Source organism: Pseudomonas sp. PDM20, from assembly GCF_014852575.3.
Lineage (GTDB): Bacteria > Pseudomonadota > Gammaproteobacteria > Pseudomonadales > Pseudomonadaceae > Pseudomonas.
This window is the reverse complement of record NZ_CM181224.1, coordinates 3,853,036-3,877,341: the sequence shown is the minus strand read 5'-3', so window position 1 is coordinate 3,877,341 and position 24,306 is coordinate 3,853,036. Positions and strand designations below refer to the sequence as shown.

Below are 24,306 nucleotides of genomic sequence, written 5' to 3'. Positions count from 1 at the left end.
TTGAAATGACCGATACCCGCCAGCAACTCACCCGGCAGATCATCGACGCCGGCCGCTTCCTCTACGGCCGTGGCTGGTCGCCGGCCACCAGCAGCAACTATTCGACACGCCTGACGGCGGATCGCGTTCTGCTCACCGTTTCCGGCAAGCACAAGGGCCAGCTGGGCGAGGACGATGTGCTGGAAACCGATCTGGCCGGCAACAGCCTGGAGCCGGGCAAGAAGCCTTCGGCGGAAACCCTGCTGCATACCCAGCTCTATGCGTGGCGACCGGAGATTGGCGCGGTGCTGCACACCCACTCGGTGAACGCCACCGTGCTGTCGCGCCTGACCGTCGGTGATCGTCTGCAACTGGAGGATTACGAGCTGCAGAAGGCCTTTGCCGGCGTCAGTACCCATGAAGGCCGCGTCAGCGTGCCGATCTTCGACAACGACCAGGACATCGCCCGCCTGGCCACCCAGGTGCAGCCCTGGCTCGACGCCCACCCGGATTGCCCCGGCTATCTGATTCGCGGCCATGGCCTGTACACCTGGGGCGCGCAGATGAGCGATGCGCTGCGCCAGGTGGAGGCGTTCGAGTTTCTCTTCGAGTGCGAGCTGAAGGTGCTGAGCCTGCGCGGCTAGGAGGCTTCGACTGAGGCGCAACGGAAGCCGACCACCCGGTTGCGTCCGCCATCCTTTGCCCGATACAGCGCGCTGTCGGCAGACTGCAGCAACTCGGCCCAGTCGGCGGGGCTGAATTGCGAGGTGCTGGCCACGCCGATGCTCAGGGTGAGCACCCCCAGCGGGCCATGCTCGTGCGGCACGGCGAGGGCCTGCAGGCTGGCGCGGATGTGCTCGGCCAGCTCCAGGGCATCGGCTTCCTCGCTGTCGCCCAGCAGCACGACGAATTCCTCGCCGCCGAAGCGCGCCGCGCAATCGGCGGGGCGCCGTGCCCACTCGGCGATCACCCGGGCCACGGTCTTCAGTGCGGCGTCGCCGGCGGGGTGACCGTAGTGGTCGTTGTAGGCCTTGAACTTGTCGATATCCATCAGCATCACTGACAGCGCGGCGCCGCTGCGCTGGTAGCGCGACCACTCGTGGTTGGCGCGCAGGTCGAAGGCGCGGCGGTTGTTCAGGCCGGTCAGCGGGTCGGTGCTGGCGGCCTGCCGCAGTTCGGCTTCCTGGCGGTCGCGCTCACGCATCTGGCGCAGGGCGAGCAGCGCGAGACCGATGACCGCGCCGACCAGGGAAACGCCCAGCAAGCCGATCAGGCTGGCGCGCCAGTACCAGTCCTCGTAGATCTCGCGCGATGGCAGGGCGACGCTGAACACCAGCGGGTAGCCGTCCACCGGGCGGAAGTCGTGCCAGCGCTCCAGCCCGTCGCTGTTGGTGTCGAAGAAGTTCTCCGCGCCGTTGCTGCGGTAGCGCTCGAAGGACTCGCCCAGCGTCGCGGCGGGCTCCGTGTCCGGCCAGTGCGCGAGCAGGGTGCCGTCGCGCATGTGCAGGCTGACCGTGCCGCCTTCGCCGAGGTTGAGGTCGCTGAACAGTTCGCTGAAGTAGGCCAGTTCCAGGTTGGCGCCGACGACCCCGGCGAAGCTGCCGTCCTCGTGCTCCAGGCGTCGGCTCAGCGCAACGCTGTTGCGGGCGTCGCTGGAGTAGGGGATGTACGGGTGGCTGAGGTAGGGCGCGTCGCCCTGCGATACACGTAGCGCGTGAAAGTACTCGCGGCCGGAGAGGTCGATGCGTGCCGGTACTTCCTTGCCGAAGCTGTAGGTGGCGATGCCGTCGGCGTTGGTCAGGAACACCGAGCCCATGCCGCGAGTGGGCGCGGTGTAGGCGCGCAGCAGCAGGTTGCGCGTGTCCATGGACAGCCCGCGTATCTCCGGCTGGGCGTGGGCGTGGACCACGGCCTGCAGGGTCATGTCGTAGAGGTCGAGGTTGCGCTGGATGTCGCGCTGCACCAGCAGGGCGATGTTGTGGCCGTTGGCACTGGCGACTTCGAGGGCGTCGTGGCGCATTTCCAGAATGGCCCAGGTCGACAGGACGCCGATGGCGCCGGTCAGGCCCAGGCTGGCAAGAAGGATGGTGCTTGAACGGCGGATCGGCATGCCGGTATCCATACAGGGAGGGGCGGCTGCACATCGGTGCGTGCCTCAAGGCATATAGCAGCAATCGGCCGGGTTGTCCGGTATTCCCCGGCAGGAAGAACATGGGCTGCTCCTGCCGGTGTGCCCCGACTGGCGGGCAAAAAAAAATGCTGCCTGGAACAGGCAGCATTCATGGGTCACGCACCATTGGTGACTGGCTTCAGTCTGCCGGCGCAAGATTAAGCTTTGATGAAGGCCCGATTCTCAATACGTCGCACGCACGGTCAGCATGAAGTTGCGCGGGTCGCCATAGACGTTGCCATAGGTCGAGGTGCCGACCGTCTGGTAGTACTTCTTGTCGAACAGGTTGTTGCCGTTGAGCGCGACGTTCCAGTGTTCGTCCAGCTGGTAGTCGACCAGCGCATTCCACACCGCGTAGCCGCTTTGCTGGTAGTCGTACGGCACGTCGGCCTGCGTCACGTTGCCGTTGCTGTCGTAGTAGGAGGCGGTGCCGCTGACCTTGGTCGCGCTCTGGATATCGACGCCGCCGCCGACGCGGAACTTCGACCAGTCGCCCGGCAGGCGGTAGGTGCTGAACAGCTTGGCCAGGTGCTTGGGCGTGATGGTGCTCAGCTCGCCGCCGACGGTGCGGTTCTTGTTGAGGTTGAGGGTGTAGCTGGCCATCACCATCCAGTCCGGCAGTACCTCGCCGGAGATTTCCATGTCCACGCCCTTGCTGACGACTTCGCCGCCGTTGACGTAGCAGCAGTTGCCGCCGAACAGCACCGAGGTGGCGTCGTACTGCGGGTCGAGCACGGCCTGGTCTTCGCGCTTGGTGTAGTAGAGCGCCACGCTGGTGTTCACCCTGCCGTCGAACAGCTCGCCCTTCAGGCCCGTCTCGTAGGTCTTGCCGGTCATGGGGTCGAGGGTGCTGCCGCTGCCCAGCGGGCCGGCCATGTAGTTCTGCTGCGGCTTGAAGATTTCCGCGTAGCTGGCGTAGGCGGCCCACTCGTCGCTGAGGTCGTAGACGATGCCGCCGAACGGCGTGGTCCTGGTCGGTTCGCGCATGTCGACGCGCGACTGCGTGTTCCAGGTGCCGTTGGCCAGGGTCTGGTAGGTCTGGTCGAACTTGTAGCGTTGCACCCGCGCGCCAAGGATCAGGTGCAGCGGCTCGGCCAGCTGCAGGCGCAGGCTGGAGTAGAGGCCGTACTGGGTCTGGCTGTTGGGGCTGTAGTTGCGGGTAACGTCCGGGCGGGTGCCGGGGTCGGTCCAGGGCGTGGAGTTCGGGTCGAACACGTCCACCGCGCCGCCGGCCGTGGCGAAGCGCGGGGTGCCCTGCCAGCGGCTGTCGATGTCCTGGTAGTCGCCGCCGACGGTGAGCTGGTGGTTCAGGCCGAACAGGCTGAAGTTGCCCGAGACGTTGGCGTCCCAGAGGTCCTGCTCGCTCCACTGGGTGATCCAGGTGCCGTAGCGGGTGACCCCGGTGCCGGTCACCGGGTTCACCGAACCCAGGGTGGTGGCGTTGTTGGTTTCGATGGTGTCGTAGATGTTGGTGTAGCTGAGGTTGAGCTTCCAATCGTCGTTCAGGCGGTGGTCGAGCTTGGCGAAGTACTCGCGGGAGAAACCATCCGCGTAGGCCCAGGTGGTGGACAGCCCGGTATGGCGCGGCAGGCCGAGGTCGACGCCGTTGCTGTAGCGCGGCACGGCGTTGGCGGTGCCGGTTTCGTGGACCTGGTTGAAGCGCATCCCGCCGGTGAGCAGGGTGTCGTCGGTGACATCGGCTTCCAGCACGCCGTAGAAGATCGGCTTGTCGGTGGCACGGTTGTCGGTGAAGTACTGGCGATCCTGGTAGGCCACCACCGCGCGCCCGCGCAGCTTGCCGTCGAAGCCCAGCGGCCCGGTCACGTCCAGCTCGGAGCGGTAGTTGTCCCAGGTGCCGGCGGAGGCGCTGAATTTCAGCTGGTAGGTATCCAGCGGGCGCTTGCGCACCAGGTTGATGATGCCGCCGGGGTCGCCGGTGCCGCCGAACAGCGCCGAGCTGCCGCGCAGCACTTCGACGTGGTCGAACTCGGCCATGTCGTAGACGTTGGAGGAGTAGAACGAGCCGGCGGTGGTGCCCAGGGCCATCGGCGCGGCGCCGTCGAGCTGGATGTTCTGGATGGCGAAGCCGCGCGAGTAGTAGTCCTGCAGGCGGAAGGTGCCGCTCTGCACGGTGATCCCCGGTACCGCCTTCATGGCCTCGTTGATGTCGGTGATCTGGCGGTCGTCCATCAACTGGCGGGTGATTACCGAGACCGACTGCGGGGTTTCCTTCAGCGAAGTCGGCGTCTTCGAGCCGACGCTGGTCAGGCCCGGCGTGTAGCTGCCGCTGTTCTCGGTGGCCTGGCCCATGCCCTGGCCCATGATGGTGGTGTCGGTCATCTCCAGCGCGGCGTCGTCCCGCGGGATCGGCACCAGCTGGTAGCGGTTGCCATTGCGCAGGGCTGCGAGGCCGCTGCCCATCAGCATCACGTCCAGCGCTTCCTCGGCGCTGTAGTTGCCACGCACGGCCTGGCTCTGGCGGTCGCGGGTCAGCTCGGCGTCGGCGGCCAGCAGCAGGCCGGTCTGCGCGGCCAGCTCATTGAGCTGGCGGGCGAGGGGGCCGGCGGGAATGTCGAAGCTCTGGCGCTGAGCTTGCTCGGCCATCGCCGTGGAGGTTGCCGTGAGCGGGGCGACGGTGGCCAGGCTCAGGGCGATGGCGAGAAACAGGGGATGCTTTTTGCTCGGGAAGTGCTGGTCTTGGCGTGACATTCCGGTTCCTTGGCGTCCGGTTATTAGGAGTGTTTCCTAGTAATCCGAAGCAGAACGGAAAATCGGAACCATTCTCGAAAACTTTTTTGCAGGGTGCCACCTGAGCGGGGAGGCTGTTGCTCGCCAACACACGTCGCGCGGATATCGCGTCAGCGTTATCCGCCGCGAGCTTGACGGCGGATAACCCGTTCCGGGTTATGCGCCCTACGAATGCGTTCAGCGCCTGGCTAGCTTCGTGGAACCACCGTCACCCACCAGTCGAAACGCCGCTGTACGCGCACCGGCAGCGCCTCTTCCAGCTGTGCCAGGGCCTGGTCGGTGTCGGCCAGCGGGAAGCTGCCCATGACGCGCAGCCGTGCCACGGCGGGGGCGACGCCCAGGTGGCCGCGCCGGTAGCCGCCGAGTTCGGCGATGAATTCTTCCAGCGGCATGTCCTCGGCCAGCAGCAGGCCGCGGCTCCAGGCTTCGCGGCGGGCTTCGGCGCGGGTCAGCGCACCGGCTTCGCGGGCATCGAAGACGACGCCCTGGCCCGCCTGCAGGGTGAGGCTGGCGCCGCTGTCCTGCAGGGTGGCGCGCACCGCGCCCTGGTAGACATTGAGCTGCGTGCGCGGGCCGATTTCGCGCACGCTGAAGCGCGTGCCCAGCGGCTGCAGCAGGCCGGCACGGGTGCGGACCTGGAAGGGGCGGCTGTCGCCGTGGCCGGTCTCGATCAGCACTTCACCGGCGTACAGCACCAGCTCGCGGCGGGCGTCGTCGAAATGAACGTCCAGTGCGCTGTCGCTGTTGAGCCAGACTTGTGTGCCGTCGCTCAGCCGCTCGCTGCGGCGCTCGCCGACCGCCGTGCGGTACTGGGCGCGCCACGCGTGCAGGCTGGCGATGGGATTTGCTCGCCAACCGAGCCAGCCGAACAGGCCGGCGCCGGCCAGCACGCTGAACTGGCTGAGCAGTCGACGGCGGGTCTGCTTGCCGGTGCGCAGGCTGGCCAGCGTCCGGTGCGCGGCAGGGCCCTGCTCCTGCAGGCCGGCAAAGCGCTGGCCGATGCGTTCGATGTAGCTCCAGGCCAGGCGCTGTGATTCGCCCTGGTCGAGCCAGCGGCGCCATTGCGCGCGCAGTTCGGCGTCGTTGGGGGATTCCTGCAGGCGTGCGAACCAGTCGGCGGCGCATTCCAGCGTGGCGTGGTCGAGGCCGGGGCGCGCGCTCATTGCAGCACTCCGTCCAGTTCCGCCTCGAGCAGGGCGCACTGGAACATGGCCTGGGCGATGTACTTGGTCACCGTACGGACCGAAACGCCAAGCTCCTCGGCGATCTCCCGGTAACCCATGCCGTGCAGCTGCGACAGGCTGAAGGCGGCGGCGACCTTGGGCGGCAGCCGTTCCAGCAGGTCCTGCAGCTGGCCAAGGGTTTCCAGGATGATCGCCTGGTGCTCCTGCGACGGCCAATGGCTTTCCGGCACCAGCGCCAGGGCTTCGAGCCAGGCTTTCTCCAGTTGCTTGCGGCGCCAGAAATCGACGCACAGGTGCAGCGAGATGCGGCTCAGGTAGGCGCGGGCGTGGACGTCGCTCTCGAACTCCCGTGGCTGCGCCAGCAGGCGCACGAAGACGTCCTGGGCCAGCTCGGCAGCATCGCTGGCGTTGCCCAGGCGACGATTGATCCACTGCTGGATCCAGCCGTGGTTCTCGCGGTAGAGGCTGGCCACTTGGGCTCGATGGGCGCAGGCGATGGGTCGTGTCATGGGCGGCCGGACGATGGATCGCGCAAATGCGAATTATTATCAAAATAACCGAATGCCTGGCCTCAGGGCAATAACGCTTTGCAGGGAATGTTCGAGTGATCGTCGGTATCGCTGGGCTGCTGGAGGTGCGCGTCATGCGCGCGACCACAGGCCTGGTGCCACTGGCGCAGCAGTGTGTTTGCTCTGGTAGGGCGGACAACGCGCCAGCGTTATCCGCCGTCAGGCTGCCGGCGGATAAGCCGTTCCGGGTTATGCGCCCAACGGAGCGGAGCGGCATTGAGTCGATCGCGGGTGTGGCGGACTCAGGCCTTCAGCGCGCGCCGATGCTCGATGGGCGCCATGCCGAACCAGCGGTGGTGCGCGCGGCAGAATGAGGTGGTGCGGCGGTAGCCCAGCTCCTGGGCGATCCGCGCGATGGGCAGGTCGGACTGGCCGAGCAGTTGTTCGGCGCGACGGCGGCGGATCTGGTCGACGTGCTCTTCGAAGTCGATACCGTCGTTGGCCAGCCGACGCTGCAGGGTGCGCGGGTGCAGGTCGAGCAGTTGTGCCACCTGTTCCAGGTTGCAGCGCTGCCGGGGCAGCAGGGCGTGGATGTGCCGCTCGACCTCGAAGCCGAGTTTCTCGTCGGCGCCTGAATGTGCTTCCAGGTAGAACTTAACGATGGCGTGCAGCGTGGCGTCGTGGCGTACGCAGGGACGTTGCAGGTCACGCTGGGAGATCGCCAGGGCGTTGTATTCCTGGCCGAACAGCACCGGGCAACCGAAGTAGCGCCGGTACACCGCCAGCTCGGCTTGCGGCTGGTGGCGCAGCAGCACGGTGGTGGGCTGGAAGGGCGTGCCGAGCAGTTCGGCCATCATCAGCCGGCCATGCAGCAGGGACTTCTCGACGATCTGCGGAATCTCTTCGATGCATGGCAGGGCGTTGTCGAAGCAGAGCAGGGTGCAGTCGTTGCGGCGCTCGAGGTGGAAGAGGATCGAGGGACTGTAGAGGCGCATGTAGCGCACCACCGCAGCCAGCCCTTCGCCGGCAGTGGGCGCGGTCTGCGCCAGGTGTTGCAGGGGACCGAGCAGGGTGGATTTCTGCCGGCTCGCCAGTTCCAGGCCGAATTCCGGCATGGCCAGTGAGCGGGCGCTGCCTTCGAAGATCTGCACCAGGCTGCGGTAGGAGAACTTCTTCTCGTAGTCGCCGACGACGTTCAGGTCGATGCGATGCGGCGTGAGGTGAGCGCGCAGCGAGGCGCCGCGCTCGGCGAGCAGTTCGCCGAACTGGAGGAAAGCGGTGCCGCGAACGGTATCCATGTGAGGGGCCTCCAGGACTGCGAGGAAAGCGCCAGGCCGGCGGCGCGTGCCGCCGGCCTGGCTGTTGCGGCCCGGTCAGGGCGTGACGATGTTGAACCAGAAGTCGAAGTTGTCCATGTAGCTCATGAGCTCTTCGAGCTTGGCCTGGTCGCCTTTGACCTTGATGTCGCCCGAGGCCTCGGCATCCTTCAGCGTCGCCTGCTTGAGCATCAGCTTGTTGAGGGTGTCGCGGGTCAGGGTGATGGTGGCGTCGGCGTCCTTGGCCTGCAGACCTTCGGTGTGGTTGAGCACGCCGTTTTCCATCTGCAGCAGGTACTTCTGCTTGAGGTCGGTGAAGTCGAAGTTCAGGGTGATCTTCTTGTCCTCGACTTCCGGGCCTTTCAGGCGCATGGCCAGGTAGTCGAAGAACAGATCAAGGTCCATCGCCTTGACGGTGTCGGGGCTGGCGGTGTCCGGCGTCGGCAGCTTCTGCACGCCGTTACGCAGCTCCTGCGCGCCGGTCAGGTAGAAGTTGCGCCACGGGCCGCTCTCGGCCTGGTAGCCCATCTGCTCGAGGGCATCGGCCTGCAGGTTCTTCGCCGCCTGGTTGTTCGGGTCGGCGAAGACCACGTGGTTGACCACCTCGGCTACCCAGCGGTAGTCGCCCTTGTCGTAGTACTCCTTGGCCTTCTTCAGCACCGCGTCGGCGCCGCCCATCATGTCGACGTAGCGCTTGCCTTCCTCGTCCGGCGGCAGCTCGTGCAGGGTCGCCGGGTTGCCGTTGAACCAGCCCAGGTAGAGCACGTAGGTCGCCTTCACGTTGTGGTTCAGCGAGCCGTAGTAGCCACGGTTGGAGAACTTGGTGGCGATCGCCTTGGGCAGCTTCACCTGCTCGGCGATCTCGGTCATGGTCAGGCCCTTGTTCGCCAGGCGCAGGGTTTCGTCGTTGATGTAGCGGTACATGTCGCGCTGCAGGCCGATGTGCTCGTTGACTTCCTTGTTGCCCCAGACCGGCCAGTGGTGCATGGCATACATCACCTGGACGTCGTCGCCCCACATCTTCAGCGCCTGGTTGAGGTACTTGGACCAGGGCAGCGGCTCGCGGATTTTCGCGCCGCGCAGCGAGTAGGTGTTGTGCAGGGTGTGGGTGGAGTCTTCGGCGGTGTTCAGCGCCTTCATTTCCTTGATGTAGTACATCATCTCGGCCGGGGCCTCGCTGCCCGGTGCGTAGAGGAACTCGTAGTGCAGGCCGTCGATGACGTGCTTCTCGCCGGTCTGCGAGATGATGTCGGTCGGCGGGATCAGCGTCACGGTGCCGGCAGAGGTGGTGGTGCCCAGGCCCGCGCCGAGCTGGCCGGTGTCACTCGGTGGCAGCAGGTTGCCGTACATGTAGCTGGCACGACGGCTCATGGCGGTGCCGGCCATCACGTTCTCGGCCACGGCGTGTTCGAGGAAGCCCTTGGGTGCGTAGATCTTCACCTTGCCGGCCTTGACGTCTTCCTCTTTCACCACGCCCTTCACGCCGCCGTAGTGGTCGACGTGGCTGTGGGTGTAGATCACCGCCACCACCGGTTTCTTCGGCCGGTGCTGGTAGTACAGCTCCAGCGCCGCGCGGGCGGTTTCCTCGGAGATCAGCGGGTCGAAGATGGTGATGCCGGTCTTGCCCTCGACGATGGTCATGTTCGACAGGTCGTAGTTGCGCACCTGGTAGAGGCCCTTGGTGACCTCAAACAGACCGGAGATGTTGATCAGCTGCGATTGCCGCCACAGGCTCGGGTTGGTCGAGGCCGGCGCGGCCTGGCCTTCCTTGATGAAGTTGTACTTGGCCGGGTCCCAGATCAGGTTGCCTTTCTCGCCCTTGATCGGCTCGGACGGCAGCGGCGCGATGAAACCCTTGTGCGCCAGCTCGAACGAGGTCTTGTCGTCGAACGGCAGCTCCTTGAGCAGGGCGTCGTTGGCGGACTTGGTCGCGTCGGTAGCAGCCTTGGGCGCTTCGGCGGCCCAGGCCTGGGTGGTCATGGAGATGGCGGCGGCCAGGGCGAACGAGGCACTGAATTTCCACAGGCCTTGGCCTGGCAGTTGGCCAAACGGCTTCAGGGATCGGGCAATCGCTTTCATTTCAAGCTCCTTCTTGCGGAATGCGCTGTACCTGCGGGGCAACTGCCAGCGTTGAATGTCGGTGACTTCCTCACTGCATCGGGTGGTGCGTCGGGGCCTTGTGGGCATGGCCCGCCGGCTGGCGGGCCATGCAGGGGGTTACTTGTGTTTCAGTTGCTCATAGGACTTGAGCATGTCCCGCGCCCAGCCATCGAGCACGGCCTTGGCGTCGTTGGCGCTCATGACCTGGGAGGAGTTCTCCAGCTCGGTGCCGGCGCCCTTGCGCACGACCTGGGCGACCACCTTGCCGTCACTGCCGTCGAGGAAGGCCGCTTCGGTGGCGATGCTGGTGTCCTGGTCGCGGATGCCGGTGGCGGTGCTGACGCCGGCGGCGATCAGGGCGATCGGGATCACCTCGTAGGGTTGCAGGCCCTTGGTCTCGGCGCTGACGGCGGTGATCGCCGGGCGCACGATCAGCACGCCCGGGCCGGGGCCGGTGGCGAGCGGCAGGGCCTTGGAGAATTGCGTCTGCAGCGCCTGGTCGTAGTACTGGGTGATGCCGTCCAGGGTGCTCTGCGGGATCTTCTCGCTGGGCTGCGGTTTCGGGTAGAGCTGGCTCGGCTCGACGTAGACGCTGGTGAACTGGCTGACGTCGATGCCGGGTTTGATCCAGCGCATCACCGGCGCGCCGGAGGGCGATTTCTCTTCCTTGAGGACGCTGTAGTCCTTGAGGAAGCCTGAGTAGTTCTCCGGCTCCACGTACTTGCTGGCGCAGCCGGAGAGGGTAAGGGTGGCCACGCACAGCGGCAGGGCCAGGAATTTCAGGTTCATTGCAGTGCTCCTTAGGGATGTTTCTTGTGGAAGGTGTCGTATCGCAGTGTCAGGGCCGCGCTCTTGTCGTCGCGTAGGCCGTCAGAATCGCCAGGTCGCACCGCCGCCGATGATGTGCAGGGCGGCGTTGTTGTAAGTGCCGGAAAGGGTCTCGCCGGAGCGTGACTTGGTCTGCTCGACGTCCATGTCGCCGAGCCAGACGAGGGTGTAGGCCAGGTGCAGGTCGAGGCCTTCCTCGACCTGGTAGTTGATGCCGGTCGCCAGGCGCCAGGTCTCGGCCATGGGGTTGTCCACGGTGCGGTCCTTGTCGTCCACCGCCGAGCTGTCGTAGCCCAGGCCGAGGCTCCAGCGCCATTGCGGGGTGGCCTGGTACTGGGTGCCGATGGAGGCGTGCCAGGTGTCCTTGTACTTGCGGTCGACAGTACGGTCGACGCCGCCGGCGTTGGCGTCGACGTCCACGCCGATCTCGCCGAACTCGCTCCAGTCCTGCCAGCCCAGGCTGCCCAGCAGCTTCCACTGCGGGTCCAGCTGGTGGGCGATGCTCAGGGTCGCCGTCTGCGGGATGTTCACGTCCAGCTCCAGCGAGCTGACGTCCAGGCGGTTGAGCGCGGCATTGATGATCGGGTTGCTGATCTTGCTCACGTCGGGGCTGTCTTCGAATTCCAGCTTCACCTTGCTGGTGTAGGCGAGGCCGATCTGCGTGCGCTCGCTCAGGTCATAGAGCAGGCCCAGGTTGACCCCGACGCCGACGTCGGTGTCCTTGTATTCCAGCTGGCCGTCGGGGTTGTCGCGCAGGCCCAGCAGGTTGTTGTTGATGGCCATCTCGGTGCGGTAGTAGCCGTAGACGATGCGCGGGCCGATGCCGACGGTGAGGTCGTCGGTGAACTTGTGCGCGATGGTCGGCTGGAAGGACACGCCGATGATCGCCGTTTCCTGGCTGAAGTAGCGGCCGGCCCAGTCATCGTCATAGTTCAGCGCCAGGCCGAAGTTGCCGTACATGCCGAAGCCGATGGCCGAGCGCTCGTCGATCTGCTGGCTGACGAAGAAGCTCGCGCCGGGCAGCCATTCCAGGGCGTTGCCGCCTTCGTTGCCATCGAACTGGTTGTTGTCGTCACGGGAGAAACGCAGGTCGCCGAGGATGACCTGGGCGTTGGCGCTGATCTGCGTGCCCTTGAGCCTGGCGATACCGGCGGGGTTGCTCATCAGCACGCTGGGGTCGCTGGCCAGGGCGGCGGAGCCGGCGTTGGCCAGGCCCATGCCTTCCTGCCCGGCCTCGTAGATCATGATGCCGCCCGCGGCGGCGGGGCCGGAGAACAGGATACAAAGCGATGTGGCAATGGTGGCGCTGATGGCCTTTGCGGCGCCTGTGCTGTCTCTGGTCATCGAGCATCCCCTGCTGATCCCTGACTGGCTCTCGCGTCGCCTCGGCGACATGAAAGGCATTCGCTCCGAATGCGCTCTGGAGACGTTGAGCCTGCTACCCATAGGACATGGGGAAGCAGGTTGTGTGAAAGAGCCTAGATAGCGATCCGGGATATGCAACACGGGTTTTGCTTCAAGACGCGATAGATGTGCAGGAGACGACACAACCAGCGGCAGAAAGAGTCTCCAATCGTCTGGCCTGGCGATTGGCCCGTTACCGGACGACTGTGCCCCCGCAATGTGGCATTGGCCCCGTGCGGGTGGCGGCTGTCGCGAAATGAGTGAGGCCCCTGCCGCGATGCCGTGGCTTGCGCTGGGCGTGGCGCCTCGGTCAGCATGCCGGCCGCCATTCTTCGAAAAGACCTGCCACCCATGCGCCGCCTGCCCTCGCTTACCGCCCTGCGCACCTTCGAGTCCGCTGCCCGCCATGCGCACTTCGGCCGCGCCGCCGCCGAGCTGTGTGTCACCGACAGTGCGGTCAGCCACCAGATACGCCAGCTCGAAGAGCAACTGGGGGCGACGCTGTTCGAGCGCCAGGGTCGCCAGGTGCAGCCCACTCCCCAGGCGCGGCGCCTGCTGCGCAGTTTGCAGCAGGCCTTCGAGCTGATCGGTACGGCATGCGATGAGTTGCGCGATCCGGGCTCCCAGGCACAGCTGCATATCGCCGTGACGGTGGAGCTGGCGCAGAAGTGGCTGGTGGGCAGGTTGGCGGATTTCGCCGAGCGCTATCCGGAGGTAGTCCTGCACCTGCATGAACAGCCGCTGGAGGCGCCGGGGCCGGCCGCCGAGATCGACCTGGCGATCACCTACGGCACCGGTCCGGCGGACGCCAGCACCTACTTCGTGCGGCCGTTGCCGACCCTGCAGTTCTTCCCGGTGTGCAGCCCCGGCCTGTTCAACCAGTCGCCGCTCAAGCATCCACGCGACCTGGCGCGCCACTGCCTGCTGCACGACGACCAGGACGGCAAGTCCTGGACTGCCTGGCTGACCACCCACGCCAGCGACATCCGCCCCAGCCGCCACGTCTACCTTGGCCACGCCGGGCTGACCATGGAAGCGGCGGTGCGCGGGCAGGGCGTGGCGATCGGCGACAACCTGACCAGCGCCGAGGACCTGGCCAGCGGCCGGCTGGTGCGCCCGTTCGCCGCGCAGATCACCTCTCTGGGGCAGTACGCGCTGGTTTGCGAACGCCTGCGTCTGGAGAAGCCGGCGGTAGCGGATTTCATCGAATGGATGACCGACCAGCTCAATGACATGTGAGTCCGGCGCGGTCTGTTCTGGCGGCTTGACCTGCATCTCGCAGGATGAACGCCAGGTAGGATGGCGTGGAGCGCAGCGATACCCATCGATGCGCCGTGAAGCCCAGGCAGCATGGGTATCGCAGGCTCCACCCATCCTACGGCGAGGTTTGCCGGTAAAGTCGGTACTGTTGGTGGGTCTCATCTTTTTGCTGGTTTTCGATGAATTGAATTCAGCTATTCCGCGAAATTCATCAATGGTGCTCTCCGCGGCGAGCCGGCAACCTTGAGGCATTCCAGTCCCTGATTGCGGAGTACCACCGATGTCTCGCACCCACTCGACACTGCCCAAGGCCGACGGCTTCCGCCTGCCCGGCGAATTCGAACCCAAGGCCCGCTGCTGGCTTGGCTGGCCCGAGCGCACGGACGTCTGGCGCAACGGCGGCAAGCCGGCGCAGAAGATCTGGGTCGAGGTGGTCAGCGCCATCGCCAGCAGTGAGCCGGTAACCGTCTGCGCCTCCGCCGCGCAGTACGCCAACGCCCGGCGCATGCTCCCCGAGAATGTGCGCGTGGTGGAAATGACCTGCAACGACACCTGGTTCCGCGATAGCGGCCCGGCGTTCCTGGTCAATGACGCCACCGGCGAGATGCGCGGGGTGGACTTCCGGTTCAACGCCTACGGCGGGCTTGATGGCGGCCTTTATTACCCCTGGGACAAGGACGACCAGATCGCGCAGAAAATCCTCGAGATCGAAGGTTTCGACCGCTATCGCGCGTCGATCGTCGCCGAGATGGGCAGCATCCGCAGTGACGGCCAGGGCACCCTGCTGACCACCGAGCAGTGCCTGCTCAACCGCAACCGCAATGCCCACCTGGGCAAGGAAGAGGTCACCCGCCGGCTCTGCGACTACCTGGGCGCCGAGCACGTGATCTGGCTGCCGCGCGGGTGCAAGTTCGACGAAACCGACGGCCACGTCGACGATCTGGCCTGCTTCGTGCGGCCGGGCGTGGTGGTGATGCAGTGGACGGACGACCGCAGCGACCCGCAGTGGGAAATCTACCAGGAGGCCTACGACGTGCTGCGCAGCGCCCGCGACGCCCGTGGCAATGCGCTGGAGGTGCACAAGCTGCCGCAACCGCAGGTGCTGGAGTGGACGGCTGCCGAGGCCGAGGGCCTGGACCAGGTCGACGGCAGCTTCGACCGCCAGGAAGGCACGAAGATCTGCGCCTCCTACATCAACTTCTACACCGGCAACTCGGCCATCGTGATGCCGTTCTTCAACGACCCCAACGACCGCATCGCCCAGGGCGTGCTGGCCGAGCTGTTCCCGGACAAGCGCGTGATCGGCATCGACAACTCGCGGGAAATCCTCCTGGGCGGCGGCAACATCGGCTGCATCACCATGCCCCAGTACGCGGCGCCGGCGCGCCACACCTGAGGTCCCCACACGGCCCGCCTTGCGCGGGCCGCGTTGCTCCTATCCGCTCGAATCAGCCCAGGCGCAGCGGATCGCCACCGGCCACCGTGCGGTCCATCAGGCGGATGCTGTCACGGCCGCCGCGCTTGGATTCGTAAAGCGCAGCGTCGCCTTGCTCGATCAGCGCGGCGAGGCTGGCCGGTGGCTGGTCGAACAGGTTGGCGCCGATGCTCAGGGTGACTGCCTGGGGCGTGGCGAAGTTCTGCGTGGCGGTGGTCTGGAACTGCTCGCGCAGCTTGCCGGCCAGTTCCATCACCTGTTCGCCGCTGATATTGCTCAGCAGGATGACGAACTCGTCACCGCCCAGGCGCGCCGCCACGGCCCGCTCGGGCAAAGCGGCGCGGATCATCTCGCTGAGCGCCACCAGCAGGCGGTCGCCGGCGGTGTGGCCGTGCAGGTCGTTGACCTGCTTGAAGTTGTCGATGTCGATCAACAGCAGCGCGCCGGGGCGGTCCGGGGAGGTCTCCTCGAACACGCGGGGCGCACGGACTTCGAGGGCGCGGCGGTTGTACAGGGCAGTCAGCGGGTCCCGCGCGGCAAGCCGGGCGATGCGTTTCTCGCGGCGATAGCGCTCGGTGCCGGTCATCGACAGGGCGATCAGCATGATCGCCATGGCGCCTTCGACCAGGGAAATCTGGATGATCTCGCCACGGAAGGCGGCCAGGTCGATCAGCGTGCCGGGGATGATCACCGTCGCGCCCTTGGCCAGGTAGAAGGCGCCGTGCACCAGCATCACGTAGCGCAGCTGCACTGCGCCCACGCTCAGGGACTTGCCGTGGGGCCGCAGCAGGTAACTGGCGCGCAGGGAGAGCAGGGCGACCAGCCAGGAGTTGGCCAGCAGCATGAGCTTGGACCACAGCGGGCCGCCGTCGGGGAGCGCCAGCAACGCAATCCAGGTGAGCGGGACGAGCAGCCAGCCCCGCGACAACCTCGCTTCGGTGAACTTCGCCACGCCGCTGAGGAAGAACCAGTGCGCCAGCACCAGCAGGCCGTTGGCGAACCAGATGCCCACCAGCAGGTAGCCGCTCATGCGCAGCAGGGCGAGGGTGGAGCCGATGGTGATGGTGGCGAAGCCCGCGCTCCAGTAGAGCAGCGAGCGTTCGCGCACGCTGCGCCATTCGATGGCCAGGTACAGCGCTGCGGCCGCCGCGAGGGCGACCGTGATGGTCAACATGGTGGGTGGATCGAGCGACATTTTCGAAACCGTACTGCACTGTCGGCAAAAACCGTGATTGTAAGCGCCCTTGCTGGTTTTCCGGTATGCCAGCCGGGCGCTTCCGGTCGGGTTTGCAGCGCTCCTGCCGTGTCTGGGAAGCGCTTCTTGCGCTTTCGTCGCATTGCGGAAGCGGCCAGTGGCCATCAGACTGCGCGGGTTCGTGAGTATTCGCTGGGGGGCTGGGAGGCCCGAAGCCATGGAGAAGCCACCGCGCCGGCGCTGGAGTCCGTTCTGGATGCTGATCGTCGCCGCCAGCTACCTGATTGCCATCCTGTTCACCGTTGCGCTGGCGGGGCTGGGCTGGATTCTCTTTTCCGGTGGCATGGACGTGACCGTGGTGAAGGAGCGCCGCTACCTGCTGCTGGGTAGCGGCGGACTGATGCTGGCGGTGTCAGCCTATATCCTGCTGATGTCGATCCCGACCAGCCTCCTCACGACGGTGCGCCGCGACCGCTCCTGAGCCTGGCGAGTCAGAGCCCGATATCGCTGCGCCGGTTGCCGGAGCCTTCGATGGGGTCTTCATCCAGGCTGAAGCCGCGGACACCGATTTCCTTCTCCAGCGCCAGCAGGTACTGGCGCAGGGCGTGGCGGGTGGATTCCTCGCGCAGGCTGTGGTGTACGTGGTTGGCGACCTGGGCATAGGGCAGCGGCTTGCGTTCCTGGCGCTCGTCGATGCTCACCACGTGCCAGCCATAGCGTGACGCCAGTGGCCGGTCGTGCAGGCCTACCGGCAGGCGCTGGATGGCCTGGTCCAGCTCGGCGACGGTCTGCCCGGAGGTCAGCCAGCCCAGTTCGCCGCCTTCGTCCTTCGACGGGCAGGCGGAATGCCGCTGGGCCAGGTCGGTGAAGCGCTCCGGGTGCTCGCCCAGCTCCTTCAGCAGCTTCTCGCCCAGCCGGTAGTGCGCGTCGCGGGCCTTGGCGTCTTCCGGTGCGGCGGGCAGCAGGATGTGCCGCACGCGCAGGCGGGTCGGTTCGGAGAAGCGCTCGCGGTGGGTGTCGAAGTAGCGCCGGCAGCTGGTTTCGTCCGGCTCCGGGACGTTCAGCTCGCGTTCCAGCAGGGTCGCGACGGCCTGGTCATCATCCTCGATGTTCGCTGTCAGCCCGAGCATGGCGGCGCGCTGCGACAGCAGCTCGCGCACGACCAGTGCGCGCACGGCGCTGAGCTGCGCATCGGCCAGCGAGGAGGCCGGGTGGAAGGGCGTCTCCTTGGCGATGTCGGCCTCGGTCAGTTCGGTGTCGCCGACGCGGATCACCGGGATCGGCGCATCGGGGAGGTTCTCGACGGCAATCATGTCCATTGGCTTTTTCCTTAGCCGCGACGGCGGACGATCTGGTAGTTACGGCCGAAGTAGCCCAGCGGAATGCTCCACACGTGCACCAGGCGGGTGAAGGGGAACAGCAGGATGATGGTCAGGCCGATGAAGATGTGCAGCTTGAAGATCAGCGGGGCTTCCATCACGAAGTCGGCGGCGCCGCCGCGGAAGAACACGATGGCCTGCGCCCAGTTGGCCAGCGCCAGCATCATGCCGCCGTCCAGGTGGTCCATGGATTCGAAGATGGTGGTCAGGCCCAGGCAGGCCTGCAGCAGGAGCAGGGCGATGATCAGGTTGTCCATCACGCTGGAGGAGGCGCGCACGCGCGGGTTGGTCAGCCGCCGCCAGAGCAGCATGGCGCCGCCGATCACGCAGAGCACCCCGGCGATGCCGCCGAAGATGATCGCCATCAGCTGCTTGTGCCCGGCCGAGAGGAACGGCGCGTAGACCCAGTGCGGCGTCAGCAGGCCGACCAGGTGGCCGCCGAAGATCGCCAGGATGCCGATGTGGAAGAGGTTGCTCGCCAGGCGCATGTGCTTCGACGAGAGCATCTGGCTGGAGCCGGTCTTCCAGGTGTACTGGCCGTAGTCGTAGCGCATCAGGCTGCCGATCAGGAACACGGTGCCGGCGAGGTAGGGGTAGATGCCGTAGATGAATTGGAGCAGGTATTGCTCGAACATGATGGGCCTCCGTTCATTCTTTGCCGGGTTCAGGGGCGCTCTGACGGCATGATCTGCACGACCTGGGGCAGCGCTTCGTACTTGCGCTCGGCCAGGCGTCGTCCTTCGGCTGACTGCAGGCTGCAGTCCTTGTCGGTTTCGGCGTGGAAGCGCACGGCTTCTTCCTCCCACACCGCGTCCAGCGCCTGGGGCGTGTTGTCCGGTGCTTCGCCGGCGGCCACCGGGCGCTGCTCGTCGATGGCCTCGGTGGCGCCGATCAGCGCGAGCAGGGCGCGCGGCACCAGCGCGTAGCGGGTGTCGCGCTCCTCAAGACGCGCGGTGAGCAGGGCGAGGATGTGCTGGATGTCGCCCAGCCACTGGCCGATCTCCTCATGGCTGCGGGTCGACAGGTACTCCAGGAACAGCGGCAGGTAGTCCGGCAGCTCGCGGGCGTCGAGCTGGAAGCCGGCGGCCTCGTACTCGGCCAGCAGGTTGACCATGGCCTGGCCGCGGTCGCGGGATTCGCCGTGCACGTGCTCGAACAGCAGCAGCGAGGTGGCGCGGCCACGGTCGAAGAGCTCGACGTAGGCTTCCTCGAGGTCGAGCAGGTCGCCGGCGGCCAGTTCAGCGCACCACTGCGCCAGTTCCGTGCGCAGCTTCAGTGGCAGGCGGTCCTCGCCGTCGAGAATCTCCACGGCTTCGGCGCAGGCCGCCTGCAGCTCGGCGGTGGGGTAGTCGAGCAGGCGCGCCAGCACGCGCAGGCTGAGCAGGCCGACGATGGGGCCGTCGTGAGGTTTGGGAATGGCTTCGTAGTTACCCATGGCGGCTGTCCTCCACCGGGTCGAAGGTCTGCACCGGCTTGACCAGCGTGGTGGTGTTCTTGCGTCCGCCGAACAGGCTGACCTGGTTGTTGCCGCCACCGTTGCAGCCGTCGCCGAAGGTGAAGCCGCAACCGCTGCGTTCGGCATAGGCCTCGGGGATGTGCTCGCGGTGGCCGGTGGGGATGACGAAACGATCCTCGTAGTTGGCGATGGCCAGGTAGCGGTACATCTCCTCGACCTGGTTCTGGGTCAGGCCGACCTGTTGCAGCACCTCGGTGTTCAGCTCCTTGTCGACGTGCTTGGCGCGCATGTACACGCGCATCGCCATCAGGCGCTTGAGGGCCAGCACCACCGGTGCTTCCTCGCCGGCGGTGAGCATGTTGGCCAGGTAGCGCACCGGGATGCGCAGCGACTCGACCTTGGGCAGCACGCCATCGAACTCCACGTGCCCGGCCTCGGCGGCGGACTGGATGGGGGAGAGCGGCGGCACGTACCAGACCATCGGCAGGGTGCGGTATTCCGGGTGCAGCGGCAGGGCCAGCTGCCAGTCGATGGCCAGCTTGTAGACCGGCGAGGCTTGCGCTGCGGCGATCACGTTGTCGGGGATGCCGTCCTTGCGCGCCTGGGCGATGACTGCCGGGTCGTGCGGGTCGAGGAAAATCTCGCACTGGCGGTGGTAGAGGTCGCGGTCATCCTTGGAGGCGGCCACTTCCTCGATGCGGTCGGCGTCATAGAGCAGCACGCCGAGGTAGCGGATGCGCCCCACGCAGGTTTCCGAGCAGACCGTGGGCTGGCCGGTCTCGATACGCGGGTAGCAGAAGATGCACTTCTCCGACTTACCGCTTTTCCAGTTGTAGTAGATCTTCTTGTACGGGCAGCCACTGATGCACATGCGCCAGCCGCGGCACTTGTCCTGGTCGATGAGGACGATGCCGTCTTCCTCGCGCTTGTAGATCGCGCCGCTGGGGCAGGAGGCCACGCACGCCGGGTTCAGGCAGTGCTCGCACAGGCGCGGCAGGTACATCATGAAGGTGTTTTCGAACTGCCCGTAGATGTCCGCCTGGACCTGGTCGAAGTTGATGTCCTTGCGCCGCTTGGCGAACTCGGTGCCCAGCAGTTCTTCCCAGTTCGGGCCCCATTCCACCTTGTCCATGCGCTGCCCCGAGATCAGCGAGCGCGGCCGCGCCACCGGCTGGTGGTCGCCCTGCTTGGCGCTGTGCAGGTGCTGGTAGTCGAAGGTGAAGGGCTCGTAGTAGTCGTCGATCTCCGGCAGGTCCGGGTTGGCGAAGATGTTAGCCAGTACCCGCCACTTGCCGCCGATGCGCGGGTTGATGGAGCCGTCGGCGTTGCGCACCCAGCCGCCGTTCCATTTCTTCTGGTTCTCCCATTCCTTGGGGTAGCCGATGCCGGGCTTGGTTTCGACGTTGTTGTACCAGGCGTATTCGATGCCTTCGCGGCTGGTCCAGACGTTCTTGCAGGTGACCGAGCAGGTGTGGCAACCGATGCACTTGTCGAGGTTCAGGACCATCCCGACCTGGGAGCGAATCTTCATTTGACGGCCTCCTGCTGATAGTCGTTGCCTTCGCCGTCGAGCCAGTCGATGCGGCGCATTTTGCGCACGATGACGAACTCGTCGCGGTTGGAACCCACGGTGCCGTAGTAGTTGAAGCCGTAGGAGAGCTGCGCGTAGCCGCCGATCATGTGGGTCGGCTTGGGACAGACCCGCGTGACCGAGTTGTGGATACCGCCGCGCGTGCCGGTCATCTCCGAGCCTGGGATATTCAGGATGCGCTCCTGGGCGTGGTACATCATCGCCATGCCCGGGCGCACCCGCTGGCTCACCACCGCGCGGGCGGCGATGGCGCCGTTGGCGTTGTACAGCTCGATCCAGTCGTTGTCGGAGACACCAATGGAGCGTGCGTCGTCCTCGGACATCCAGACGATCGGCCCGCCGCGCGACAGGGTCTGCATCAGCAGGTTGTCGCTGTAGGTGGAGTGGATGCCCCACTTCTGGTGCGGGGTCAGCCAGTTCAGGGCGATCTCCGGGTTGCCGTTGCTTTTCGGCGCGGCAACGCTGGCGGCGGCCTTGGTGTCGATGGGCGGCCGGTAGACCATCAGGCTTTCACCGAAGGCGCGCATCCACGGGTGGTCCTGGTAGAACTGCTGGCGGCCGGTGACGGTGCGCCAGGGGATCAGCTCATGCACGTTGGTGTAGCAGGCGTTGTAGCTCACGTGCTCGTCTTCCAGGCCCGACCAGGTCGGGCTGGAGATGATCTTGCGCGGCTGCGCGACGAGGTCGCGGAAGCGGATTTTCTCCTCTTCCTTGGGCTTGGCCAGGTGCGTGTGGTCGCGCCCGGTGATCTTCGACAGCGCCGCCCAGGCCTTCACCGCCACCTGGCCGTTGGTTTCCGGCGCCAGCGCGAGGATCATCTCGGCGGCGTCGATGGCCGAGGCGATCTTCGGCCGGCCGGCGGCGGAGCCTTCGAGCTTGCGGTAGTTGAGCTTGCCGAGCAGGTCGACCTCGGTCTCGGTCTTCCAGGCGATGCCCTTGCCGCCGTTGCCGATGGTGTCCAGCAGCGGGCCGACGGAGCTGAAGCGCTCGTAGGTTTCCGGGTAGTTGCGCTTGACCTCGATGAGCGACGGCATGGTCTTGCCGGGGATTGCCTCGCACTCGCCTTTCTTCCAGTCACGCACTTCGGGCTGGGCCAGCTCGCCGGGGCTGTCGTGCTGCAGGGGCAGGGTGACCAGGTCGGTTTCCTCGCCCAGGTGGCCGACGCACAGGCGCGAGAAGGCCTGGGCGATGCCGTCGTAGATCTGCCAGTCGCTGCGCGCTTCCCACGCCGGGTCGGTGGCGGCGGTGAGCGGGTGGATGAAGGGGTGCATGTCCGAGGTGTTGAGGTCGTCCTTCTCGTACCAGGTGGCGGTGGGCAGCACCACATCGGAGTAGAGGCAGGTGGTGGACATGCGGAAGTCCAGGGTGGTCAGCAGGTCGAGCTTGCCTTCGATGGGGTCGTCCTTCCAGACCACCTCCTCGGAGCGCTGCTTGCCCGCTTCGCCCAGGTCCTTGCCGAGTACGCCATGCTTGGTGCCCAGCAGGTACTTGAGCATGTACTCGTGGCCCTTGCCGGAAGAACCGAGCAGGTTGGAGCGCCAGACGAACAGGTTGCGCGGGTGGTTCTGCGGGTTGTCCGGGTCTTCGCTGGCAAAACGCAGCTGGCCGCTTTTCAGTTGCTCGACGGTGTAGTCCACGGTGCTCTTGCCGGCGGCCTGGGCGGCGGCGGCCAGGCGCAGCGGGTTGATCCCCAGTTGCGGCGCGGAGGGCAGCCAGCCCATGCGCTCGGCGCGCACGTTGAAGTCCACCAGGCTGCCGCTGAAGTCCTGCGGGCGGGCGAGCGGGGAGAGCAGCTCCTTCACTTCCAGCTTCTCGTAGCGCCACTGGCTGGAGTGGTTGTAGAAGAAAGAGGTGCCGTTCATGTGGCGCGGCGGACGGTGCCAGTCGAGGGCGAAGGCCAGCGGCGTCCAGCCGGTCTGCGGGCGCAGCTTTTCCTGGCCGACATAGTGCGACCAGCCGCCGCCGCTCTTGCCGATGCAACCGCAGAGGATGAGCATGTTGATCAGCCCGCGGTAGTTCATGTCCATGTGGTACCAGTGGTTCATCCCGGCACCGACGATGATCATGGAACGGCCATGGGTCTTGTCGGCGTTGAGGGCGAACTCGCGGGCGATGCGGATCATCTGTGCCGCCGGCACCCCGGTGATCGCTTCCTGCCAGGCCGGGGTGTAGGGATTCATCTGCCCGTAGTCGCTGGCGCCGTCGTCCTCGCCCGCACCGCCGACGGTGGCTTGCAGGCCACGGTCGATGCCGTAGTTGGCGGCGGTCAGGTCGAACACGGTGACCGCCAGCACCTCGCGGCCATCGGCCAGTTTCAGGCGCTTGGCCGGCACATGGTGGTAGATGACGTCGCGCACTTTCACGTTGGGGAAGTGCTGGCGCTCGATGCCGCCGAAGTAGGGGAAGGCCACCCGCGCCACTTCGTCATGCTGGCCGAGTTGCGACAGGCGCAGGCTGATCTCCTTGCCGTCGGCGTCGACCTGCTCCAGGTTCCAGTGGCCGCTCTCGCCCCAGCGGAAGCCGATGGCGCCGCGTGGTACCACCAGGCGGTCGCCGCTCTCGTCCCAGGCCACGGTCTTCCATTCGGGGTTGTTGGCCTGCTCCAGGTTGCCGTCGAAGTCGCTGGCGCGCAGCTGCTTGCCCGGCACCAGGCTGCCGTCGTCGCGCTGTTCCAGCTCGACCAGGATCGGCATGTCGGTGTAGCGGCGGATGTAGTCGGTGAAGTAGGCGCTGGGTTTCTCCAGGTGGAATTCCTTGAAGATCACATGGCCCATGGCGATGGCCAGCGCGGAGTCGGTGCCTTGCTTGGCGCTCATCCACTCGTCGCAGAGCTTGGAGATTTCCGCGTAGTCCGGGGTGATGGCGATGGTCTTGGTGCCCTTGTAGCGCACCTCGGTGAAGAAGTGCGCGTCGGGGGTGCGGGTCTGCGGGACGTTGGAACCCCAGGCGATGATGTAGCCGGAGTTGTACCAGTCGGCGGACTCGGGCACGTCGGTCTGCTCGCCCCACACCTGGGGCGAGGCGGGCGGCAGGTCGCAGTACCAGTCGTAGAAGCTCAGGCAGACCCCGCCGATCAGCGACAGGTAACGGGTGCCCGAGGCGTAGGAGACCATCGACATCGCCGGGATCGGCGAGAAGCCGGCGACGCGGTCCGGGCCGTAGGTCTTCACGGTGTAGACGTTGGCGGCGGCGACCAGGGTCTGCATCTCGTCCCAGTCGGCGCGGACGAACCCGCCACGGCCACGGATGGACTTGTACTGCTTCGCCTTCTGCGGGTCCTCGACGATGCTCGCCCAGGCCAGCACCGGGTCCTTGTGGGCTGCCAATGCCTCGCGCCAGAGCTGCACCAGCGCCTTGCGCACCATGGGGTACTTGAGCCGGTTGGCGCTGTACAGGTACCAGGAGTAGCTGGCGCCGCGCGGGCAGCCACGGGGCTCGTGGTTGGGCAGGTCGGGGCGGGTGCGCGGGTAGTCGGTCTGCTGGGTTTCCCAGGTGACCAGGCCGTTCTTCACGTAGATCTTCCAGCTGCAGGAGCCGGTGCAGTTCACCCCGTGGGTCGAGCGGGCGATCTTGTCGAACTGCCAGCGCTGGCGATAGCCGTCTTCCCAGTCGCGGCTCTCATCGCGGGTTTCGCCGTGGCCGCCGGCGAACTCCGGGGGACGCTTGACCAGGTAGCGCAGGCGGTCGATGAAGAAGCTCATGTTTCTCCTCCTTGGCAGGGCGCGCGGTCAGCAACGCGCCTCTCTAGCAAC

At 66.2% G+C, this 24,306-nt stretch carries 18 protein-coding genes; 4 read left to right on the top strand and 14 right to left on the bottom strand.

What is annotated here, in order from left to right:
- Positions 1–5 precede the first annotated feature (5 nt).
- On the top strand, positions 6–623 hold the full coding sequence (locus IB261_RS17655; RefSeq protein WP_081518339.1) for a methylthioribulose 1-phosphate dehydratase: 618 nt from the start codon (positions 6–8) through the stop codon (positions 621–623).
- Here the strand turns inward: IB261_RS17655 and IB261_RS17650 are convergent.
- From IB261_RS17650 to IB261_RS17615, 8 genes are all read right to left on the bottom strand, one after another.
- Positions 620–2,089: a sensor domain-containing diguanylate cyclase gene (locus IB261_RS17650; protein ID WP_192382712.1), complete on the bottom strand. Its 1,470-nt coding sequence runs from the start codon at positions 2,087–2,089 to the stop codon at positions 620–622. The genes IB261_RS17655 and IB261_RS17650 overlap by 4 nt on opposite strands.
- 243 nt (positions 2,090–2,332) lie before the next feature.
- Positions 2,333–4,858 carry a TonB-dependent siderophore receptor gene (locus IB261_RS17645; RefSeq protein ID WP_192382711.1) on the bottom strand — a complete coding sequence of 842 codons (2,526 nt, stop codon included), beginning with the start codon at positions 4,856–4,858 and terminating at the stop codon, positions 2,333–2,335.
- Between the two features lie 227 nt (positions 4,859–5,085).
- Positions 5,086–6,060 (bottom strand): FecR domain-containing protein, encoded by a 975-nt coding sequence (locus IB261_RS17640; protein WP_192382710.1) that lies wholly within the window; start codon positions 6,058–6,060, stop codon positions 5,086–5,088.
- Entirely contained in the window at positions 6,057–6,590 is a 534-nt protein-coding gene (locus tag IB261_RS17635; protein ID WP_081518335.1) for a sigma-70 family RNA polymerase sigma factor, read from the bottom strand. The genes IB261_RS17640 and IB261_RS17635 overlap by 4 nt, the downstream gene beginning before the upstream one ends.
- Before the next feature lie 302 nt (positions 6,591–6,892).
- Positions 6,893–7,888 carry an AraC family transcriptional regulator gene (locus tag IB261_RS17630; RefSeq protein WP_151187468.1) on the bottom strand — a complete coding sequence of 332 codons (996 nt, stop codon included), beginning with the start codon at positions 7,886–7,888 and terminating at the stop codon, positions 6,893–6,895.
- 75 nt (positions 7,889–7,963) lie between these two features.
- Complete coding sequence (locus IB261_RS17625; protein ID WP_192210781.1) at positions 7,964–9,985, bottom strand: alkyl/aryl-sulfatase; 2,022 nt, start codon at positions 9,983–9,985, stop codon at positions 7,964–7,966.
- Positions 9,986–10,123: 138 nt separating this feature from the next.
- Complete coding sequence (locus tag IB261_RS17620; RefSeq protein WP_081518333.1) at positions 10,124–10,795, bottom strand: DUF3313 domain-containing protein; 672 nt, start codon at positions 10,793–10,795, stop codon at positions 10,124–10,126.
- 81 nt (positions 10,796–10,876) lie between these two features.
- A complete protein-coding gene (locus IB261_RS17615; protein ID WP_151187465.1) occupies positions 10,877–12,178 on the bottom strand; it encodes an OmpP1/FadL family transporter in 1,302 nt (433 codons plus the stop codon).
- A 411-nt stretch (positions 12,179–12,589) separates the two neighbouring features.
- On the opposite strand from IB261_RS17615, the gene IB261_RS17610 reads away from it, so the two are divergent.
- Together IB261_RS17610 and aguA are read left to right on the top strand one after the other, a co-directional pair.
- Positions 12,590–13,477 carry a LysR substrate-binding domain-containing protein gene (locus tag IB261_RS17610; RefSeq protein ID WP_081518331.1) on the top strand — a complete coding sequence of 296 codons (888 nt, stop codon included), beginning with the start codon at positions 12,590–12,592 and terminating at the stop codon, positions 13,475–13,477.
- Between the two features lie 301 nt (positions 13,478–13,778).
- On the top strand, positions 13,779–14,894 hold the full coding sequence (aguA, locus tag IB261_RS17605; protein ID WP_192382709.1) for an agmatine deiminase: 1,116 nt from the start codon (positions 13,779–13,781) through the stop codon (positions 14,892–14,894).
- Between the two features lie 52 nt (positions 14,895–14,946).
- Here the strand turns inward: aguA and IB261_RS17600 are convergent, their stop codons facing one another.
- Entirely contained in the window at positions 14,947–16,128 is a 1,182-nt protein-coding gene (locus IB261_RS17600) for a GGDEF domain-containing protein (protein WP_192382708.1), read from the bottom strand.
- 217 nt (positions 16,129–16,345) lie between these two features.
- Here IB261_RS17600 and IB261_RS17595 point away from each other — a divergent pair, with 217 nt between their 5' ends.
- On the top strand, positions 16,346–16,609 hold the full coding sequence (locus tag IB261_RS17595) for a hypothetical protein (protein WP_192382707.1): 264 nt from the start codon (positions 16,346–16,348) through the stop codon (positions 16,607–16,609).
- A 10-nt stretch (positions 16,610–16,619) separates the two neighbouring features.
- On the opposite strand, the gene IB261_RS17590 is transcribed toward IB261_RS17595, so the two are convergent.
- Genes IB261_RS17590 through IB261_RS17570 form a run of 5 tightly spaced genes read right to left on the bottom strand, consistent with a single transcriptional unit; the run spans position 16,620 to position 24,255 of the window.
- On the bottom strand, positions 16,620–17,447 hold the full coding sequence (locus tag IB261_RS17590) for a peptidylprolyl isomerase (RefSeq protein WP_192382706.1): 828 nt from the start codon (positions 17,445–17,447) through the stop codon (positions 16,620–16,622).
- Positions 17,448–17,458: 11 nt separating this feature from the next.
- Positions 17,459–18,142: a respiratory nitrate reductase subunit gamma gene (narI, locus tag IB261_RS17585; RefSeq protein WP_081518326.1), complete on the bottom strand. Its 684-nt coding sequence runs from the start codon at positions 18,140–18,142 to the stop codon at positions 17,459–17,461.
- Positions 18,143–18,171: 29 nt separating this feature from the next.
- Positions 18,172–18,942, bottom strand: coding sequence for a nitrate reductase molybdenum cofactor assembly chaperone (gene narJ, locus IB261_RS17580; RefSeq protein ID WP_081518325.1), 771 nt, complete (start codon positions 18,940–18,942; stop codon positions 18,172–18,174).
- Positions 18,935–20,494 carry a nitrate reductase subunit beta gene (narH, locus tag IB261_RS17575; RefSeq protein WP_081518324.1) on the bottom strand — a complete coding sequence of 520 codons (1,560 nt, stop codon included), beginning with the start codon at positions 20,492–20,494 and terminating at the stop codon, positions 18,935–18,937. The genes narJ and narH overlap by 8 nt, the downstream gene beginning before the upstream one ends.
- Positions 20,491–24,255, bottom strand: a complete 3,765-nt coding sequence (locus IB261_RS17570) for a nitrate reductase subunit alpha (RefSeq protein ID WP_192382705.1) — start codon at positions 24,253–24,255, stop codon at positions 20,491–20,493. The genes narH and IB261_RS17570 overlap by 4 nt, the downstream gene beginning before the upstream one ends.
- Positions 24,256–24,306 lie beyond the last annotated feature (51 nt).

What these genes read in the sequence shown, in the direction of transcription:
- IB261_RS17655 (WP_081518339.1), top strand. Translation starts at nt 6, where the DNA reads ATGACCGATACCCGCCAGCAACTCACCCGGCAGATCATCGACGCCGGC.
- IB261_RS17650 (WP_192382712.1), bottom strand. Translation starts at nt 2,089, where the DNA reads ATGCCGATCCGCCGTTCAAGCACCATCCTTCTTGCCAGCCTGGGCCTG.
- IB261_RS17645 (WP_192382711.1), bottom strand. Translation starts at nt 4,858, where the DNA reads ATGTCACGCCAAGACCAGCACTTCCCGAGCAAAAAGCATCCCCTGTTT.
- IB261_RS17640 (WP_192382710.1), bottom strand. Translation starts at nt 6,060, where the DNA reads ATGAGCGCGCGCCCCGGCCTCGACCACGCCACGCTGGAATGCGCCGCC.
- IB261_RS17635 (WP_081518335.1), bottom strand. Translation starts at nt 6,590, where the DNA reads ATGACACGACCCATCGCCTGCGCCCATCGAGCCCAAGTGGCCAGCCTC.
- IB261_RS17630 (WP_151187468.1), bottom strand. Translation starts at nt 7,888, where the DNA reads ATGGATACCGTTCGCGGCACCGCTTTCCTCCAGTTCGGCGAACTGCTC.
- IB261_RS17625 (WP_192210781.1), bottom strand. Translation starts at nt 9,985, where the DNA reads ATGAAAGCGATTGCCCGATCCCTGAAGCCGTTTGGCCAACTGCCAGGC.
- IB261_RS17620 (WP_081518333.1), bottom strand. Translation starts at nt 10,795, where the DNA reads ATGAACCTGAAATTCCTGGCCCTGCCGCTGTGCGTGGCCACCCTTACC.
- IB261_RS17615 (WP_151187465.1), bottom strand. Translation starts at nt 12,178, where the DNA reads ATGACCAGAGACAGCACAGGCGCCGCAAAGGCCATCAGCGCCACCATT.
- IB261_RS17610 (WP_081518331.1), top strand. Translation starts at nt 12,590, where the DNA reads ATGCGCCGCCTGCCCTCGCTTACCGCCCTGCGCACCTTCGAGTCCGCT.
- aguA (WP_192382709.1), top strand. Translation starts at nt 13,779, where the DNA reads ATGTCTCGCACCCACTCGACACTGCCCAAGGCCGACGGCTTCCGCCTG.
- IB261_RS17600 (WP_192382708.1), bottom strand. Translation starts at nt 16,128, where the DNA reads ATGTCGCTCGATCCACCCACCATGTTGACCATCACGGTCGCCCTCGCG.
- IB261_RS17595 (WP_192382707.1), top strand. Translation starts at nt 16,346, where the DNA reads ATGGAGAAGCCACCGCGCCGGCGCTGGAGTCCGTTCTGGATGCTGATC.
- IB261_RS17590 (WP_192382706.1), bottom strand. Translation starts at nt 17,447, where the DNA reads ATGGACATGATTGCCGTCGAGAACCTCCCCGATGCGCCGATCCCGGTG.
- narI (WP_081518326.1), bottom strand. Translation starts at nt 18,142, where the DNA reads ATGTTCGAGCAATACCTGCTCCAATTCATCTACGGCATCTACCCCTAC.
- narJ (WP_081518325.1), bottom strand. Translation starts at nt 18,942, where the DNA reads ATGGGTAACTACGAAGCCATTCCCAAACCTCACGACGGCCCCATCGTC.
- narH (WP_081518324.1), bottom strand. Translation starts at nt 20,494, where the DNA reads ATGAAGATTCGCTCCCAGGTCGGGATGGTCCTGAACCTCGACAAGTGC.
- IB261_RS17570 (WP_192382705.1), bottom strand. Translation starts at nt 24,255, where the DNA reads ATGAGCTTCTTCATCGACCGCCTGCGCTACCTGGTCAAGCGTCCCCCG.